16 protein-coding genes are annotated in these 13849 nt (G+C 47.5%); 10 read left to right on the top strand and 6 right to left on the bottom strand.

The annotated features are described in order from the left end of the window. Window positions 1-79: 79 nt before the first annotated feature. From ACKU4E_RS04720 to ACKU4E_RS04705, 4 genes are all read right to left on the bottom strand, one after another. Window positions 80-304 (bottom strand): helix-turn-helix transcriptional regulator, encoded by a 225-nt coding sequence (locus ACKU4E_RS04720; RefSeq protein ID WP_320169930.1) that lies wholly within the window; start codon window positions 302-304, stop codon window positions 80-82. 88 nt (window positions 305-392) lie between these two features. Continuing rightward, window positions 393-683 carry a helix-turn-helix transcriptional regulator gene (locus ACKU4E_RS04715; RefSeq protein ID WP_320169929.1) on the bottom strand — a complete coding sequence of 97 codons (291 nt, stop codon included), beginning with the start codon at window positions 681-683 and terminating at the stop codon, window positions 393-395. Between the two features lie 87 nt (window positions 684-770). Beyond that, window positions 771-1082, bottom strand: a complete 312-nt coding sequence (locus ACKU4E_RS04710) for a helix-turn-helix transcriptional regulator (protein WP_320169928.1) — start codon at window positions 1080-1082, stop codon at window positions 771-773. A gap of 15 nt (window positions 1083-1097) precedes the next feature. Further along, on the bottom strand, window positions 1098-1442 hold the full coding sequence (locus ACKU4E_RS04705; RefSeq protein WP_320169927.1) for a type II toxin-antitoxin system RelE/ParE family toxin: 345 nt from the start codon (window positions 1440-1442) through the stop codon (window positions 1098-1100). A 240-nt stretch (window positions 1443-1682) separates the two neighbouring features. On the opposite strand from ACKU4E_RS04705, the gene ACKU4E_RS04700 reads away from it, so the two are divergent. From ACKU4E_RS04700 to ACKU4E_RS04655, 10 genes are all read left to right on the top strand, one after another. Next, complete coding sequence (locus ACKU4E_RS04700; protein WP_320169926.1) at window positions 1683-2021, top strand: hypothetical protein; 339 nt, start codon at window positions 1683-1685, stop codon at window positions 2019-2021. Continuing rightward, the gene (locus ACKU4E_RS04695) at window positions 2021-2461 is read left to right on the top strand and encodes a DUF5675 family protein (RefSeq protein ID WP_320169925.1); all 441 of its coding nucleotides are present in this window, start codon (window positions 2021-2023) and stop codon (window positions 2459-2461) included. The genes ACKU4E_RS04700 and ACKU4E_RS04695 overlap by 1 nt, the downstream gene beginning before the upstream one ends. 2 nt (window positions 2462-2463) lie before the next feature. Further along, window positions 2464-2955 carry a hypothetical protein gene (locus ACKU4E_RS04690; protein WP_320169924.1) on the top strand — a complete coding sequence of 164 codons (492 nt, stop codon included), beginning with the start codon at window positions 2464-2466 and terminating at the stop codon, window positions 2953-2955. Window positions 2956-3031: 76 nt separating this feature from the next. After that, on the top strand, window positions 3032-7114 hold the full coding sequence (locus ACKU4E_RS04685; RefSeq protein ID WP_320169923.1) for an ankyrin repeat domain-containing protein: 4083 nt from the start codon (window positions 3032-3034) through the stop codon (window positions 7112-7114). A 110-nt stretch (window positions 7115-7224) separates the two neighbouring features. Then, window positions 7225-8142, top strand: a complete 918-nt coding sequence (locus ACKU4E_RS04680; RefSeq protein WP_320169922.1) for an LPD38 domain-containing protein — start codon at window positions 7225-7227, stop codon at window positions 8140-8142. After that, window positions 8099-8857 carry an LPD38 domain-containing protein gene (locus tag ACKU4E_RS04675; protein ID WP_320172617.1) on the top strand — a complete coding sequence of 253 codons (759 nt, stop codon included), beginning with the start codon at window positions 8099-8101 and terminating at the stop codon, window positions 8855-8857. The genes ACKU4E_RS04680 and ACKU4E_RS04675 overlap by 44 nt, the downstream gene beginning before the upstream one ends. A 50-nt stretch (window positions 8858-8907) precedes the next feature. Continuing rightward, window positions 8908-9192 (top strand): type II toxin-antitoxin system RelE/ParE family toxin, encoded by a 285-nt coding sequence (locus ACKU4E_RS04670; RefSeq protein ID WP_320172616.1) that lies wholly within the window; start codon window positions 8908-8910, stop codon window positions 9190-9192. A 10-nt stretch (window positions 9193-9202) separates the two neighbouring features. Next, window positions 9203-9514 carry a HigA family addiction module antitoxin gene (locus ACKU4E_RS04665; protein ID WP_320169921.1) on the top strand — a complete coding sequence of 104 codons (312 nt, stop codon included), beginning with the start codon at window positions 9203-9205 and terminating at the stop codon, window positions 9512-9514. A gap of 519 nt (window positions 9515-10033) precedes the next feature. Beyond that, complete coding sequence (locus tag ACKU4E_RS04660) at window positions 10034-11113, top strand: TMEM43 family protein (RefSeq protein WP_320169920.1); 1080 nt, start codon at window positions 10034-10036, stop codon at window positions 11111-11113. Between the two features lie 293 nt (window positions 11114-11406). Beyond that, complete coding sequence (locus ACKU4E_RS04655; protein WP_320169919.1) at window positions 11407-12324, top strand: hypothetical protein; 918 nt, start codon at window positions 11407-11409, stop codon at window positions 12322-12324. Between the two features lie 249 nt (window positions 12325-12573). Here ACKU4E_RS04655 and ACKU4E_RS04650 read toward each other — a convergent pair whose 3' ends face one another. After that, window positions 12574-12780, bottom strand: coding sequence for a hypothetical protein (locus tag ACKU4E_RS04650; RefSeq protein ID WP_320169918.1), 207 nt, complete (start codon window positions 12778-12780; stop codon window positions 12574-12576). 268 nt (window positions 12781-13048) lie between these two features. After that, window positions 13049-13693, bottom strand: coding sequence for a hypothetical protein (locus ACKU4E_RS04645; RefSeq protein ID WP_320169917.1), 645 nt, complete (start codon window positions 13691-13693; stop codon window positions 13049-13051). Window positions 13694-13849: the final 156 nt, after the last annotated feature.

Genomic DNA, 13849 nt, shown 5'->3' with positions numbered 1-13849 from the left:
GGTGTGTAATGTCAACTAGGAAGGGGCGTGGAGTAGGATTTGAAATGAAGCACCCCGCTTGGTTGGCGGGGTGTTTTTTTTATAAAAAGTGCCTGTAAGAAGTGTTCAATACATCAGCCAGCCGCTTGGCCATATCCACGCTGATGTTCCGCACGCCTCGTTCCATCTCAGAAACATTGTTCTTGTGAATACCGAGTGCATCCGCAAGTTCTGCCTGAGTCAGACCTTCGCGGGTTCTGGCTCCGCGCAGCAGCTGGGCGGGAGTCGGTTCTGGAAAGGCTTCGTTGAAATTTATAAGTGTCATAATTGATATAAAAGTGTGTGGTTCTAAAATAAATGTCGGTCCGAAATGCTGTATAAAGCACCCCGCTTGGTTGGCGGGGTGTTTTTTATTACTGCGGGTCAAAATCGATAGATACTTTGTATCCCAGAGCCTTGGCGTAGTTGGCAATAGTTTTGAAGGTCGGATATGGTGCATTCTCTCCGCACTCAAGGCGTGAGATATTGGCTTTATTGGTACCCATGAGCTTGGCAAGCTCTTCCTGAGTAACTCCCTTTTCCGTTCTCAGCCTTATAAGCTTCCGCCTCAGTTCCCAGATCGGAGTCAGTGCTTCATACTCTTCACGGGTTTTAGGGTCGCTAAGGGCTTCCTTCTTGAATGATTCAAAGCTCAGATCACTCATTGTTTGACCTCCTCAATAAGAAAGATCAGACAGTACCTTATTTCTGAGTTATCAAATGATGATCCCAAGTGTTTGTCTTGCATAGCATTATCTGCAGGAACAAACCTGAATATTGCCGGAAGAGATTGAGGGTTCAATGGTGATTTTCACCATGTATCCAAGTCTTACCAGCCAACTGAAGAGTCTGTCGGTCGTTGCAAGAGCTATGTTGCCATTCAGAATTTTAGATAGAGTGGGCTGATCTGTGCCACAGATTTCTGCAGCTTTTGTCTGGGTTATGCCGCGAATTTTGATAGCTTTTTGGATTTCCATAACTATATTAGATTTGTAAGCCAACTCATCCGGTCTTTCCAGACCAAGATCTTCAAAAACGTTACCTGATCCTGCTTCTATAGTCATAGAAATACCTCCTTATTATTCATTATCAGCTTTTAAAGCCTCTCTATACCTAGCCTGTATTTTTTCAATGTCAGATTTTGGTGTGGCTTTACCTGTTTTGGATTTCTTTTGGAACGAGTGCAGAATGTATATGCCTTTCTGCAATTTTGCCACATACATTGTCCGATATGTGTCCGTGTCGTGGTTGACTACTATTTCCATGACTCCTGATCCGCCTTGCTTGAATGGTTTGGAATTCTCTGGAATTCCTCCATTCTGCACTGTGTGCAAGGCGTATCCGACACATTGCCTGACTTCAACGGCTTGGCTTAACAGGTCTTTTTTACTTGTCCCGACCCAGAACAGTTGACGTTGATTCAAACTCATAAATCCAGATTATGGTAAATTTGCCATAAGAGCAATAAAAAACAGCTGAATAATTATCCCTGTCAACCCCCTCCCCGCTGATCTCAGCCGATCCGGGACGATCTCCCGCGTCCTCACCTGAAAACCCCGTGTTACAGATTCCCGTAAGTATGGAGGCTTTGTTTTCGCCTTTATAACCTCGCCGGTCGTCCGTGTCTTTCGGTAATGGCATGGACGGCCATCAGGGAGTCTGCTGTGGGTGAATCGGTTCTGAATCCGCAACTTCGAAAAGAGATCACTGCCGCTGTGGCTGAGGGCATTGCCATCGGCCTGCAGCAGACTGGCAATGCTTTCTGCTGTCTGGAGCCGGATGCTGCCAAGGCGGTCGGCCATTTCATGGGCATGGTGCGTGATATCGGTGACGGCGAACACGCCAAGGGCATCGAGAAGATGCGCGAACACCACAAAGCCGTGGGCGTCATGCTTGAAGGCCGCCGCGCCTTCTGGTGCATGGTTTTCAAGATGACCGCCACTGCCGGGATCGTATTCATCGGCATGGCCATCTGGGAACATTTCTCCAGGGTGGTGAAGTGATGCGCAGATTTACACCTCTTGATGCGACCCTTATGCGCCGTCCGTATACCGATCAGGGCACCATCGGCGTGCTGACCATTCCGGAAGCGGACTTCCGGTGCTTTTCCATTGAGCTGCCATGGCGGGAGAATCAGGACTCTGTTTCCTGCATTCCGCCGGGGCCCTATTTCCTTTTCCGCCGCTGGTCCGATCACTGGAACAGCTTCGTCTACCAGTTCCGCAATGTGCCGGGCCGCAGTGCCGTTCAGGTCCACTGGGGCAACGTGGCCGGCGACAAGGCTCTCGGCTACCGCACCAATTCGCTGGGCTGTGTGCTGCTTGGGTCTGTTGTCTGCGAGATCTGGGGCCATCTGGCCGTGGGCAATTCCAAACCGACATTTCGCAGATTCCTGAATGCCGCCCTCGGCCGGGAACTGCTGCTGAATATACGGGAGGCTTGATTATGGCTGATGCTTCTTTGTTTGATCTGGTGGGCTCTTCGCTGCTTGGTATCGGTACCGGTGGCGTGGCTACCATTGCCCAGAACATTTTCGGTGGAATTTCCAGCTGGATTTCAGAATGGCAGAAGCGCAAGACGCTCAAGCTCCAGCATGAGCAGGAAATGCTTATGGCGGATAAGGAGATCGAGCGGCTCCGGGCCGAAGGCGATGTGAAGGTCCAGCAGGCCCGGGAAGACCGGGCCATGACCGAAACCATTATTGACGGGCAGAATTACCAGCAGTCGCTCCTGCATGACGCTGCCACCTACTCACGGGGCAAAGAAAAGAGCTGGGCTGATTTCCTGCTTGTGGTGGCCGATTTCGTGCGCGGCATTACCAGACCGACCATGACAGCGTTTCTGTGCTGGATAACCTGGTCCACCTATCAGCATTTCACCGGATATCTTTCAGTAAACAATGTGCTGGTGGATGCGGGCGGGTCATGGTTGGTGTGAATAAGAAAGGCCTTGCTTTCAGGTGGTTGTGTGTATTATTGAATAACTATTATTTTTACCATTGCATGGGGGAGTTGTGAATACCGCTAATCCTATTACTGACGGAAATCTTTTAGATGGTCTGACCGTAGAAGAATTGCTCCGGATAATTCTGGAAAACAATTCCGCTGGCGGCCTGCTTATTGAACAGCTTCAGACAGATGAAAATGAAAAGAAATTGGCAGATACCATCTGTCAGTTTCTTCCCTTTCCCCCAATTATTGTTTCGATTGCTCTTAAGAAACTGATTTTTCCGTTACTGAAGATGGGAGTCGATGCAATTGCGACTAGGGCCAGCATAAAAGTTATTACAAAAGTTCCGAGGCAGGATCTGATCAGAAAAATACTTCTGGTCATCGCCAGGCTGGCTGCGGATGATGTTAAAAAGGACGCTCCGGAAGCAATAACCAGTGAGCAATACCAATGTATAGCCAAAGAGCATCTTGATGTTCTGCTTGTTGAGCTTGCCGCGATAAAGGACGAAACCGAGCTGCTCAGGGAACAGAACGAAAAAATCATGGCTGTATTGGATCAGGTTGTTGCTGCTCCACTGTATGTCCCGCAAGTTAAGGAAGGGGACAGCAGTGTTTTGAATTTCGAGTCGCGCATGATCCCTTTTCAGATTGATACGTTGAAGGAGACATTTAAGACTGTAGACGATTTTCTGGATGATAGTTCTCCTTTCAGATGGATGACGATTGTTGGTTCCGCTGGTCGGGGTAAGAGTCGTTTTGCGCTTGAGTTGTGTCATGGAGAGCGAAGTCTTTCATGGAAAATTGGGTTTATTATCGATCACGAATCCACTCCATGGAATGGATGGGTCCCCACAAGCAATACCCTGATTATTGTGGATTATGTCGCATCAAGAGTAGATTACATTAAGGTAATTCTGAAAAAGATAAGTAGAAAAACGCAAACATTCAAGTTCAAGGTGCGTGTGTTGCTGCTGGAGCGCAGTGCTCCTCTTGTTGATAAGAAGGGGGGATTGTTGGATGATAAATATTTTAATAATCCTAATTGGTTTGAATCTCTCAGCAGCGAAGCCGAAAAGGAATTGAAAAACACTTTGAACACTCCCCCTGTGGTCGTCATTCCGCATTTTTCGGAAGCAGGGGTTCGAAGTATATTTGATTATTTTGAGTTATCCACGGATGTTGAGAAGCATATTGAAAATTTTACAAAACTTGTACGGCGAGGGAAAGACGGTGGCGATGTTGATCCGAAACTGATGACACCTCTTTATGCCGCGCTTTATGCCTATTGCACTGGATTGAACCATGGTTATGTTCTTGATTCTCTGTATAAGGTTGTTAAGGCCTATGTCGATTTTGAGAAAGAGAAATATTTAAAAGTAGATGACAAAGAGAATCAGGAATCAGTTCGCCAACTGCTGGCTTTTGCAACTATGGCCGGAGGTGTTTCGCTGACTGATGATTTCCCTGACTGCATAGATTTTTTGGGAAATGGCAAGACTTATATATACAAAGACAGCAGGTTGTCTGATGCTTTGGAATGTTCCAACTCCACTATTTTGTCCCCGTGGGAGCCTGATCTTGTAGGTGAGCTTTTTGTACTGGAAGAATTGGGCCGTCCTCGCGGATTAAATTTTGTTCCCGCTGTGAACTCCGCTAAACTGCTTGCCTGTGCCGTAAGTAGTAATCCCGGCGTGTTCGTGGATTTTATGGTGCGGGCGGCAATGGATTTCCCGGATCATCCTTCAATGTCATTTTTATTTTCCGGGAAATATCTGCCAGAGGGGTTGTCTGACTACAATGTTCTGGTCCTCCTTGCTCTTCACCAGCAGCAGGTTGAGAACCGGCAGACATCTGACCAAGAGTGGAAGGAAAAATTCTGGACCGTCTTAAATCAGTATACAGAAGAAAGGCAGATGAATGATCGTCTGTTTTTGCTGCTACTTTTTCTTTCTCCAGACTCGAAATTTTCCAGGTTGTGTGAATTTTATTCTGAAGGCAAAGTGGAATTGTCAGACGAGCAGATTCATTTCTTTACCATCTACGCCGCAGAGCAAGGAATTTTTAATGCCTTGCGGTTTTGTCTTGAGCATGGAGCATCCGTTGATCAAGCGAATGATAAGACCGGAACGTTCCCGCTGCTTATGGCCGCGCAGGAAGGTCACGCTCCCGTAGTCGATCTTCTTTTGTCGGGCGGTGCTGAGCCTAATCAGGCGAATGATAAGAACGGAACGTTCCCGCTGCTTCAGTCCGCGCAGGAAGGTCACGCTCCCGTAGTCGATCTTCTTTTGTCTGGCGGTGCTGAGCCTAATCAGGCGAATGATAAGAACGGAACGTTCCCGCTGCTTCAGTCCGCGCAGAATGGTCACGCTCCCGTAGTCGATCTTCTTTTGTCTGGCGGTGCTGAGCCTAATCAGGCGAATGATAAGACCGGATCGTTTCCGTTGCTTATGGCCGCGCAGGAAGGTCACGCTCCCGTAGTCGATCTTCTTTTGTCTGGCGGTGCTGAGCCTAACAAAATCGATAAATTAGATGGTGGTTTTCCGCTGCTTATGGCCGCGCAGAATGGTCACGCTCCCGTAGTCGATCTTCTTTTGTCTGGCGGTGCTGAGCCTAACAAAATCGATAAATTAGATGGTGGTTTTCCGCTGCTTATGGCCGCGCAGAATGGTCACGCTCCCGTAGTCGATCTTCTTTTGTCTGGCGGTGCTGAGCCTAATCAGGCGAATGATAAGACCGGAACGTTCCCGCTGCTTCAGTCTGCGCAGAATGGTCACGCTCCCGTAGTCGATCTTCTTTTGTCTGGCGGTGCTGAGCCTAACAAAATCGATAAATTAGATGGTGGTTTTCCGCTGCTTATGGCCGCGCAGAATGGTCACGCTCCCGTAGTCGATCTTCTTTTGTCTGGCGGTGCTGAGCCTAATCAGGCGAATGATAAGACCGGAACGTTCCCGCTGCTTCAGTCTGCGCAGAATGGTCACGCTCCCGTAGTCGATCTTCTTTTGTCTGGCGGTGCTGAGCCTAACAAAATCGATAAATTAGATGGTGGTTTTCCGCTGCTTATGTCCGCGCAGAATGGTCACGCTCCCGTAGTCGATCTTCTTTTGTCTGGCGGTGCTGAGCCTAATCAGGCGCATGATAAGACCGGAACGTTCCCGCTGCTTCAGTCCGCGCAGAATGGTCACGCTCCCGTAGTCGATCTTCTTTTGTCTGGCGGTGCTGAGCCTAACAAAATCGATAAATTAGATGGTGGTTTTCCGCTGCTTCAGTCCGCGCAGAATGGTCACGCTCCCGTAGTCGATCTTCTTTTGTCTGGCGGTGCTGAGCCTAATCAGGCGAATGATAAGAACGGAACGTTCCCGTTGCTTATGGCCGCGCAGGAAGGTCACGCTCCCGTAGTCGATCTTCTTTTGTCTGGCGGTGCTGAGCCTAACAAAATCGATAAATTAGATGGTGGTTTTCCGCTGCTTATGGCCGCGCAGGAAGGTCACGCTCCCGTAGTCGATCTTCTTTTGTCTGGCGGTGCTGAGCCTAATCAGGCGAATGATAAGAACGGAACGTTCCCGTTGCTTCAGTCCGCGCAGAATGGTCACGCTCCCGTAGTCGATCTTCTTTTGTCTGGCGGTGCTGAGCCTAATCAGGCGAATGATAAGACCGGAACGTTCCCGTTGCTTATGGCCGCGCAGGAAGGTCACGCTCCCGTAGTCGATCTTCTTTTGTCTGGCGGTGCTGAGCCTAATCAGGCGCATGATAAGACCGGAACGTTCCCGCTGCTTCAGTCCGCGCAGAATGGTCACGCTCCCGTAGTCGATCTTCTTTTGTCTGGCGGTGCTGAGCCTAACAAAATCGATAAATTAGATGGTGGTTTTCCGCTGCTTATGGCCGCGCAGAATGGTCACGCTCCCGTAGTCGATCTTCTTTTGTCTGGCGGTGCTGAGCCTAATCAGGCGAATGATAAGAACGGATCGTTCCCGCTGCTTATGGCTGTTGGGAAAAACTGTTATGATGTGGTAAAGTTGCTCTTGGAAAGAGGTGCCGATGTACATCAAAGACATCCTCAGTTTGACATTCCCTTGTCAGAGATAGCCCGAGGACTGGAACTTGATGAGTTGATGAAATTGCTTTTGGAATATGAACACCTGGTTTAGGAGAGGGGCTCCACAGGTTGTCTGGTAAAATCAATATTAAATTTTAGGACAGTATCCGTCTTGCCCTTTTATATATATTCTGTTTATTGACTATACCGAATGTCCGGGATGTGGTTCACGTCCTGCTGGACGGTAAGCCGGTCTATTCTCACATCGGAGATTTGATACTGCTCCGGGCTTTGACTTCCGTGCATCTGCAGAGCTGGAACAACATGGTCATGAAGACGGCGCGTTTCTTCAAGCGGCTGCTGACTGCCGGCGTCACTTCCACACCCGATTTCATGCTCCGGAACATTGTGCGCGATACCGTGCATGCCTGGGGCGTGGACCGGACAGGGACTTTCAAGCCGCTCGTCGGGTCCTTCAAGGGCACAATCAAGACCATGCGCAAGGATGCGGACACTGTCAGGATGATGGCTGCAGGCGCGGCATTCCATGGCGGTTATTCATATGGCCATGATCCGGGGGCCGGTAAGCTGGTGGTGGAAAAGCTGATCAGGAAGCACGGCATTGACGAGGATTCAATCCTGGATACTCCCAAGAAGCTTGCCCGGTTCATGAAATACGGATGGGACCGCTGGCAGGACCTTGGCAGCTCATTCGAGAACGCTACCCGGGCGCGGCTGTATGAAGGGGTGAAGGCAAAGGGCGGAACCCATCTGGAAGCCGCATACGAGGCCAAGGACATCATGGATTATTCCATGGGCGGCGATTGGCCTGCAGTCCGGTTTCTGTGCGAGACTGTGCCGTTCTTCGGTGCGCGTATGACCGGCCTGCAGCGTCTTGGACGGGGGGCTTATGAGAATCCGCAGGGCTTTCTAGCCAAGGGAGCAATGGTCGCGCTGGCATCCGTCCTGCTCTACCTCAACAACCGGGACAGAGAGGAGTTCAAGGAGCTCGAGCACAGGGACCGGGACAACTATTATCATTTCTTCATCGGGGATCAGCATTTCAGGATGCCCAAGCCTTTCGAGATAGGGGGCTATCTTCGGGACTCTGCCGGAACGGCTGACCGAGTACGCAATTGATGGCCATGGGGATCTGTTTGCGGAACGGCTCCTGTTCATGCTCAACCAGACCTTCAACATAGGCATGCCCCAGATTCTCAGCCCGGTCATTGAGCAGTGGGCGGACAAGTCCTTATTCACCGGCCGTTCCATCGTGCCCGTGAGGCTGCAGCGGCTCCGGCCGGAAGCGCAGCGCGATCACCGCACCAGCGAAACTGCCGCGCTGGTCGGCGAGAAAACCGGGACCAGCCCCAAACGTATCGAGCATCTGGTTAACGGCTATTTCGGAACGCTGGGTGTGTACGTCCTGTCCATGTCGGACATTGTGACCCGCAGACTGGTGGATGCTCCTGAAATGCCCTCAAGACGTCTTGACGAAATGCCGCTGATCAGCAGTTTTTATCGCGATAAGCCGGCAAGGCACAGCCGCTATCTAACCGAGCTGTACGACATGGTTCATGAGGCCAACGAGCTTTACGCCACGGTCATGGCCTATGCCAGGGCAGGGAGTCCGGAAAAGGCCAAGGCGTTAATGGCGGATGAGGAAAACCGCAGATTGCTGGCCAAACGGAAGGGGCTTAACCCGCTCCGGAGAGCGGTAGGGCAGATTGAGACGGCTATACGGCAGGTTTATTTGTCACTTACTCTGACGCCTGACCAGAAGCGGGAGCGGATTGATTTGCTTCTGGAAAGGCGGAATGCGGTTGTTAGGCGGGTGATGGGGAAGAAGGAATAATGCTATGGGTAACGCTTGACGTGTAACGTATGGCGTTATATCTTCTGTTCATGATCAAGTCGTTCAAGAATAGTGGGACAGAGAAGCTGTTCAATCGTGAATTTTCAAAGATTATTCCGAACCAGCTTGCGCGGGTTGCCTACAGGAAGCTGGTGCAGATAGATGCTGCTCATGATTTGAACGACTTGAGGGTGCCGCCGGGCAACAGACTGGAAGCCTTGAAGGGCGACAGGGCCGGGCAGTACAGTATCAGGATTAACGGTCAGTACCGGATCTGTTTTGTGTGGGAGAACAACCATGCTCAGCAGGTGGAAGTTACTGACTATCACAGTTAGGGAGGAAAACATGGCAGATTTCAGCCCCATTCATCCCGGTGAGATTTTACTGGAAGAATTTATGGAGCCGTATGAATTAAGCCGCAACAAGCTGGCTGCAGCTCTTTGCATTCCGGCGCAGCGCATAGGGCAGATTGTGAAGGGCCAGCGGGCCATAACAGTTGATACTGCCCTTAGGCTGGCGAAGTTCTTCGAAACAACTCCCCAGTTCTGGCTGAATCTTCAGCTGCGATATGATCTGGAAGTTGCGAAGGATGAGAAGCTTGAACTGCGAATTGAGCGGGAAGTGAGAACCTGTAAGGAGCTTCATTTCTGCGCTTAGATAAAACGGGCTATGAATGATGAAAGCCGGAACTGCCTTGGGGCGGTTCCGGCTTTTTGGTTGGTGTCATCCAAGATCTCTGACTTCGAGTCAGAATTGATCGTTCATTGGTGACTTGTTGCAAATTTTGGATAGCTGTTAAAACAGCTTTTTCAGAACCTATTAATTAATTGTTCTGAAAAGTAGAATTTTCTAGTAAAGACAAGCGAGGAAATTCAGGAGCAAAAGTCACGCTTCAGTGACAGTCAAAGTTTGAGTCTTTTGAATCAGGCCGGAAACGATGTTTCTGTCGTCTGGCTTTGCCTTAAATACAGAGTCTGGATACATCCTTGATTGCTCTGGAACTCAAGATCGCTAGTTAAGGAAAGTGTATGCCGAAGAAAGATTGAAAGCAGATATTATCAAGGCAGTAAATTGTAACAAGGTGGCAATATGGTAAGGTAAAAAGCTCACAGATTAGATCAGTTGATAGATAACTGTGCTTATTGTTTTATTTCCGCAAATAGTAAGGGGAGCAAAATGTCTGATGACTCATTTACCGAAGTTACTTCCTCGTCATGGCTGGAGCGTATGGGGGGTGCCGTGGTGGGGGGAATATTGTCACCGGTTTTGGTCCTTTTGGGAGTAGTACTTGTTTTTATAATCGAATGGGATGCAGCGGATAACAGGAGGGCACTTGCGGATGGGGTCCGGGATGTAATTTCCGTTGGTTCAGTGCGGGTGAATCCCGAGAATGAGGGACAACTTGTTTATTTGAGTGCTATGGCAACACCTGTTTCTTCAGTGCGGGATAGTGTTTTTGAACTTGATTTAAAGGTTCTCAGGTTGAAGCGCAGTGTTGAGATGTTCCAGTGGGTGGAACATTCTGAATCCGAAACTACAAAAAAAATAGGTGGTGAAATTGAAACAGCCACAACTTACACATATAAAAAGGAATGGTCCGAGGAATCTGAGAATTCAAACCTTTTCAAGGTGACACAAGGACATGTAAATCCGAAGGTCATGCAGTATAAAAGTGAGGTACGGACTTCGCAGGCAGTACACGTGGGACCTTTTCTTCTCGGTGCCGGACTGGTTAAGCAGATGAAGGATTTTACGCCATACAGAGTAAATTTTATTCCTTCGGCGCTCAAATCTGCAGTGATATCGGGTGACGGCGTGATCTATATTAAATCCTGCGCTGGCTCATCCCCGGAAAGTCCTATGATCGGTGATCTGCGTGTATCCTTTTCTGTGGTTAAGCCAGGAGTTATAAGTGTTGTCGGGCGACAGCATGGGGCTGTTCTGGTTCCGTATAAATGTGAAAATGGCCCGGAAATAGCGCTAATTGGGAGGGGGCAAATCCCTGCCGGATTATTGTTTGAAAAAGCACAGGCGGATAACCGGCATGGCTTGTGGATTATGCGCGGATTGTTGGTCCTGATGATTGCAGTCGGTATTTTTCTCGGCTTCAAACCTGTTTGCGTATTTCTAGATATAATTCCTTGTCTCGGAGATTTAGGTGAAGTTGCTTTTGGATTCATTGCTATTGTCATAGGCGGAGTCATCGGAAGTGTGGCAGTAGCTATTTCCTGGTTATATTTCTACATAAAAATATAAAAAACCTGTCGGCATCAGGAAACTATGAATGTGTTTCAACGTTATCTTTCTATCGTTTCTTGAGTTGGTTGCTTAATAGTATGAGTTTGGCTCATCCGGCTGAAGCATACTTTTGAAAAGCCGCACTGCGTTTATTGTTTTTACTTAATGCACCATATATGCTTAAATTTTTGCCGGGATAAACAGTTTCTTCGTACCGAATTTACTCTTGCTATCAACTGGAAAACTGACTGCTGCAAAATTTAACTAAGGCTAAAAAAGAAGCTGGCCGTAATGTCAGCCGTAAAATATAGATGTCAGATTTTAAATGTATTCTTCTCGCTATGCTGTGCTTTTTTCTGTGTGCCGAACCCGCCGCCGGGATAGGGTTCGGCCCTGTAGGTCTTGTAGATAATGCTTTAATGGACGCTCCCTCCAAATTTAGAAAATTACCATATATTACAGTTGATTCTGATTATATACTGCCGGCTTCTTTTACCAGTGCCTCGGGGGAGGTAAGCGTGTTACGTAACACGATTAAAGTCGGCTATTCCATTTTTGAGTTGTCTTACGGACTGTCTCATTTCATATGGGAAGATGCGGGAGATATTTCACAGCAGGTCAGTGGAGGAGAGAGTTCCAATCCTCCTTTTGAAAATTTGCAGGATTTCACTCTTGAGGCACATTTGGTTAACGGGAGATTTTACAAGGACTGGATATACTGGCTTGATTGCACCGCTACCTCTGCTTTTGAAAAAGATTTTCCGGGGGCATTGGGACTTGGTCTGAAGGGGGGGCTTGCTTTCGATTTATGGAAAGGATCTATTCTGGGTAGCGGTGTCAAAGCCGTTGCCGTCAGTCCGATTAATGATGAATTGTTTGGTGATATCGAATTGGGATTAGTCCTTGCTGTATCACATGAAACAATTGCCGAAATTCTCAAGATGATCGGGGTGAAAATGGATGACGGCAAAAAGAAGACCATAGGAATGACCGTAGCCATGTCCGGCTCAAATAAAATATATGAATCTGAGGGCTATATAAAAGAGACCCAATCAAAGTTCGGCTTGTATCTGGACTATTCCCCCTACGAACATTGGACTTTTTCAATCGGTCCGGAATATGTCTATGAACGAAGTTATACTTTTTACAGCAACAACGGACGCAAGCTATCGGTCCAGGATTTGGGTAACGCTTTTGGGGGGCTTGTTAAATTTGTCTGGCGGTTTTAAATGGATAGCTTATAAAACGTTTAAACGGTCTTTCAATAATTACAAACCCGGAAAGTCATAGACCCCCGGCTAAGCCGGGGGCATTATGACTGAACTCGACTTCAGTAGAGATCTGTACAGTCTTAACTGCAGGTAATATGTTTTAACGAAATAATTTTTATAGATGAACCTTTTTAACCTTATCTACCTCATGGGAGGCATCCCATTGGAGAGGGGGATAGTTAATTTTTACCTCTCTGAAAGGTCTGGTTATTTCCATATTTCAGCCGCAATATCTTTGATAAAGCGTATTTTTGCCCACTGCTGTTTTTCCGTCAGCGTATTGCCTTCTTCTGTGGAGGAAAAGCCGCACTGAGGGCTTAGGCAGAGTTGATTAATAGGCACTATTTGGGCTGCCTCGGCGATACGGGCGACAACTATCTCCTTATCTTCAAGTTCCCCTGTCTTGGTGGTCACTAATGGTAATAACCATGTCTTCAGGCCGGTCCGCTATAGCTCTGTTCATAATATTCACATTTTTTCTGACAATCTATCCGGATCAATGGCCCGCTCTGCAAAGCTTCTCGCTCAGAAGTGGAACACAAAGCCCCCAATCTTGTGTCACGAACTGTCCTTTTACCTATTTGTTCGTGGGGTGGACTTTAAGAAAAGGTGAATATTAGTGCATAAAAAACCGGAGCCCTCAAAAAAGGACTCCGGTTTTTTGGAAAATGGCTGCTTGCTGTTACTCGTCAGCTTTACTTAACGAGAGGCTGCTGTCTGCTTTTGCATCGAAATTATTGAAGTAGTCAATTTGCTTTTGAGTTAATTCTTTAACTGCAAAATTTTTTCCTACAACTTGATTTATAACCGCAGGACTTATTCCGGCGGCATAGCCAAGGGTTACTTTTTGTCGATCAGAAATCATTTTGTTACATAAACGGACGGTGGCGTATTTCTGTAAGTTTATGCCCTGCCCAGTGTAGAAACTTTCAATTGATCCTTTGGGATTTGTTTTGGTTATAAATATTCGGCAATAATATTGGTCGTTATCAATATTTTTAGTAAAAACGCCGCTGTTTGGAACGTTGTCTCCTATTATGTGTTTCGGATTGAGGTACCAGCCCGGCTTTACAGACATCAATTCAACCCAAGAGGCTTCTGCAACATTACCGTCTTTTTTAGGGGAAGAATAAAAATATGTATGGGTCATTATAGGCCCACTGCTTCCGTGATCCTTTCCTACAAATTGTATGTCATTATTGAATTCAACTTTTAACGAAGGTGAGTTGGGAGAGTAAAATAAATTATCTTTAGCGATTTTTTCCCCTACACATCCGTAGCAACAGGCTAAACAATAAATAGAAACAACGAGCAAAATTTTTTTCATAACACCTCCTATTTGATTTTTGTACTACATCCATGTTTTGCTGTCGTCAAGTTTCTATTCTTATGAAATTATTATTAATTTTTGTTGTATTAGAGTGCTGTTTTATTCTACCCATCCTGATTTTTTTGTTTCCCAATCAAGCCGATAATTCTTGGA

Origin of the sequence: Maridesulfovibrio sp., assembly GCF_963677005.1 — a bacterium.
In the GTDB taxonomy this organism is placed as follows: Bacteria; Desulfobacterota; Desulfovibrionia; order Desulfovibrionales; family Desulfovibrionaceae; genus Maridesulfovibrio.
The sequence above is the reverse complement of the archived record's forward strand: the minus strand, read 5'-3'. Positions and strand labels throughout refer to the sequence as shown.

Coding starts and splice junctions, on each gene's coding strand:
- ACKU4E_RS04720 (WP_320169930.1), bottom strand. CDS start 304: ATGACACTTATAAATTTCAACGAAGCCTTTCCAGAACCGACTCCCGCC.
- ACKU4E_RS04715 (WP_320169929.1), bottom strand. CDS start 683: ATGAGTGATCTGAGCTTTGAATCATTCAAGAAGGAAGCCCTTAGCGAC.
- ACKU4E_RS04710 (WP_320169928.1), bottom strand. CDS start 1,082: ATGACTATAGAAGCAGGATCAGGTAACGTTTTTGAAGATCTTGGTCTG.
- ACKU4E_RS04695 (WP_320169925.1), top strand. CDS start 2,021: ATGCGCAGATTTACACCTCTTGATGCGACCCTTATGCGCCGTCCGTAT.
- ACKU4E_RS04690 (WP_320169924.1), top strand. CDS start 2,464: ATGGCTGATGCTTCTTTGTTTGATCTGGTGGGCTCTTCGCTGCTTGGT.
- ACKU4E_RS04670 (WP_320172616.1), top strand. CDS start 8,908: ATGATCAAGTCGTTCAAGAATAGTGGGACAGAGAAGCTGTTCAATCGT.
- ACKU4E_RS04665 (WP_320169921.1), top strand. CDS start 9,203: ATGGCAGATTTCAGCCCCATTCATCCCGGTGAGATTTTACTGGAAGAA.
- ACKU4E_RS04660 (WP_320169920.1), top strand. CDS start 10,034: ATGTCTGATGACTCATTTACCGAAGTTACTTCCTCGTCATGGCTGGAG.
- ACKU4E_RS04655 (WP_320169919.1), top strand. CDS start 11,407: ATGTCAGATTTTAAATGTATTCTTCTCGCTATGCTGTGCTTTTTTCTG.
- ACKU4E_RS04645 (WP_320169917.1), bottom strand. CDS start 13,693: ATGAAAAAAATTTTGCTCGTTGTTTCTATTTATTGTTTAGCCTGTTGC.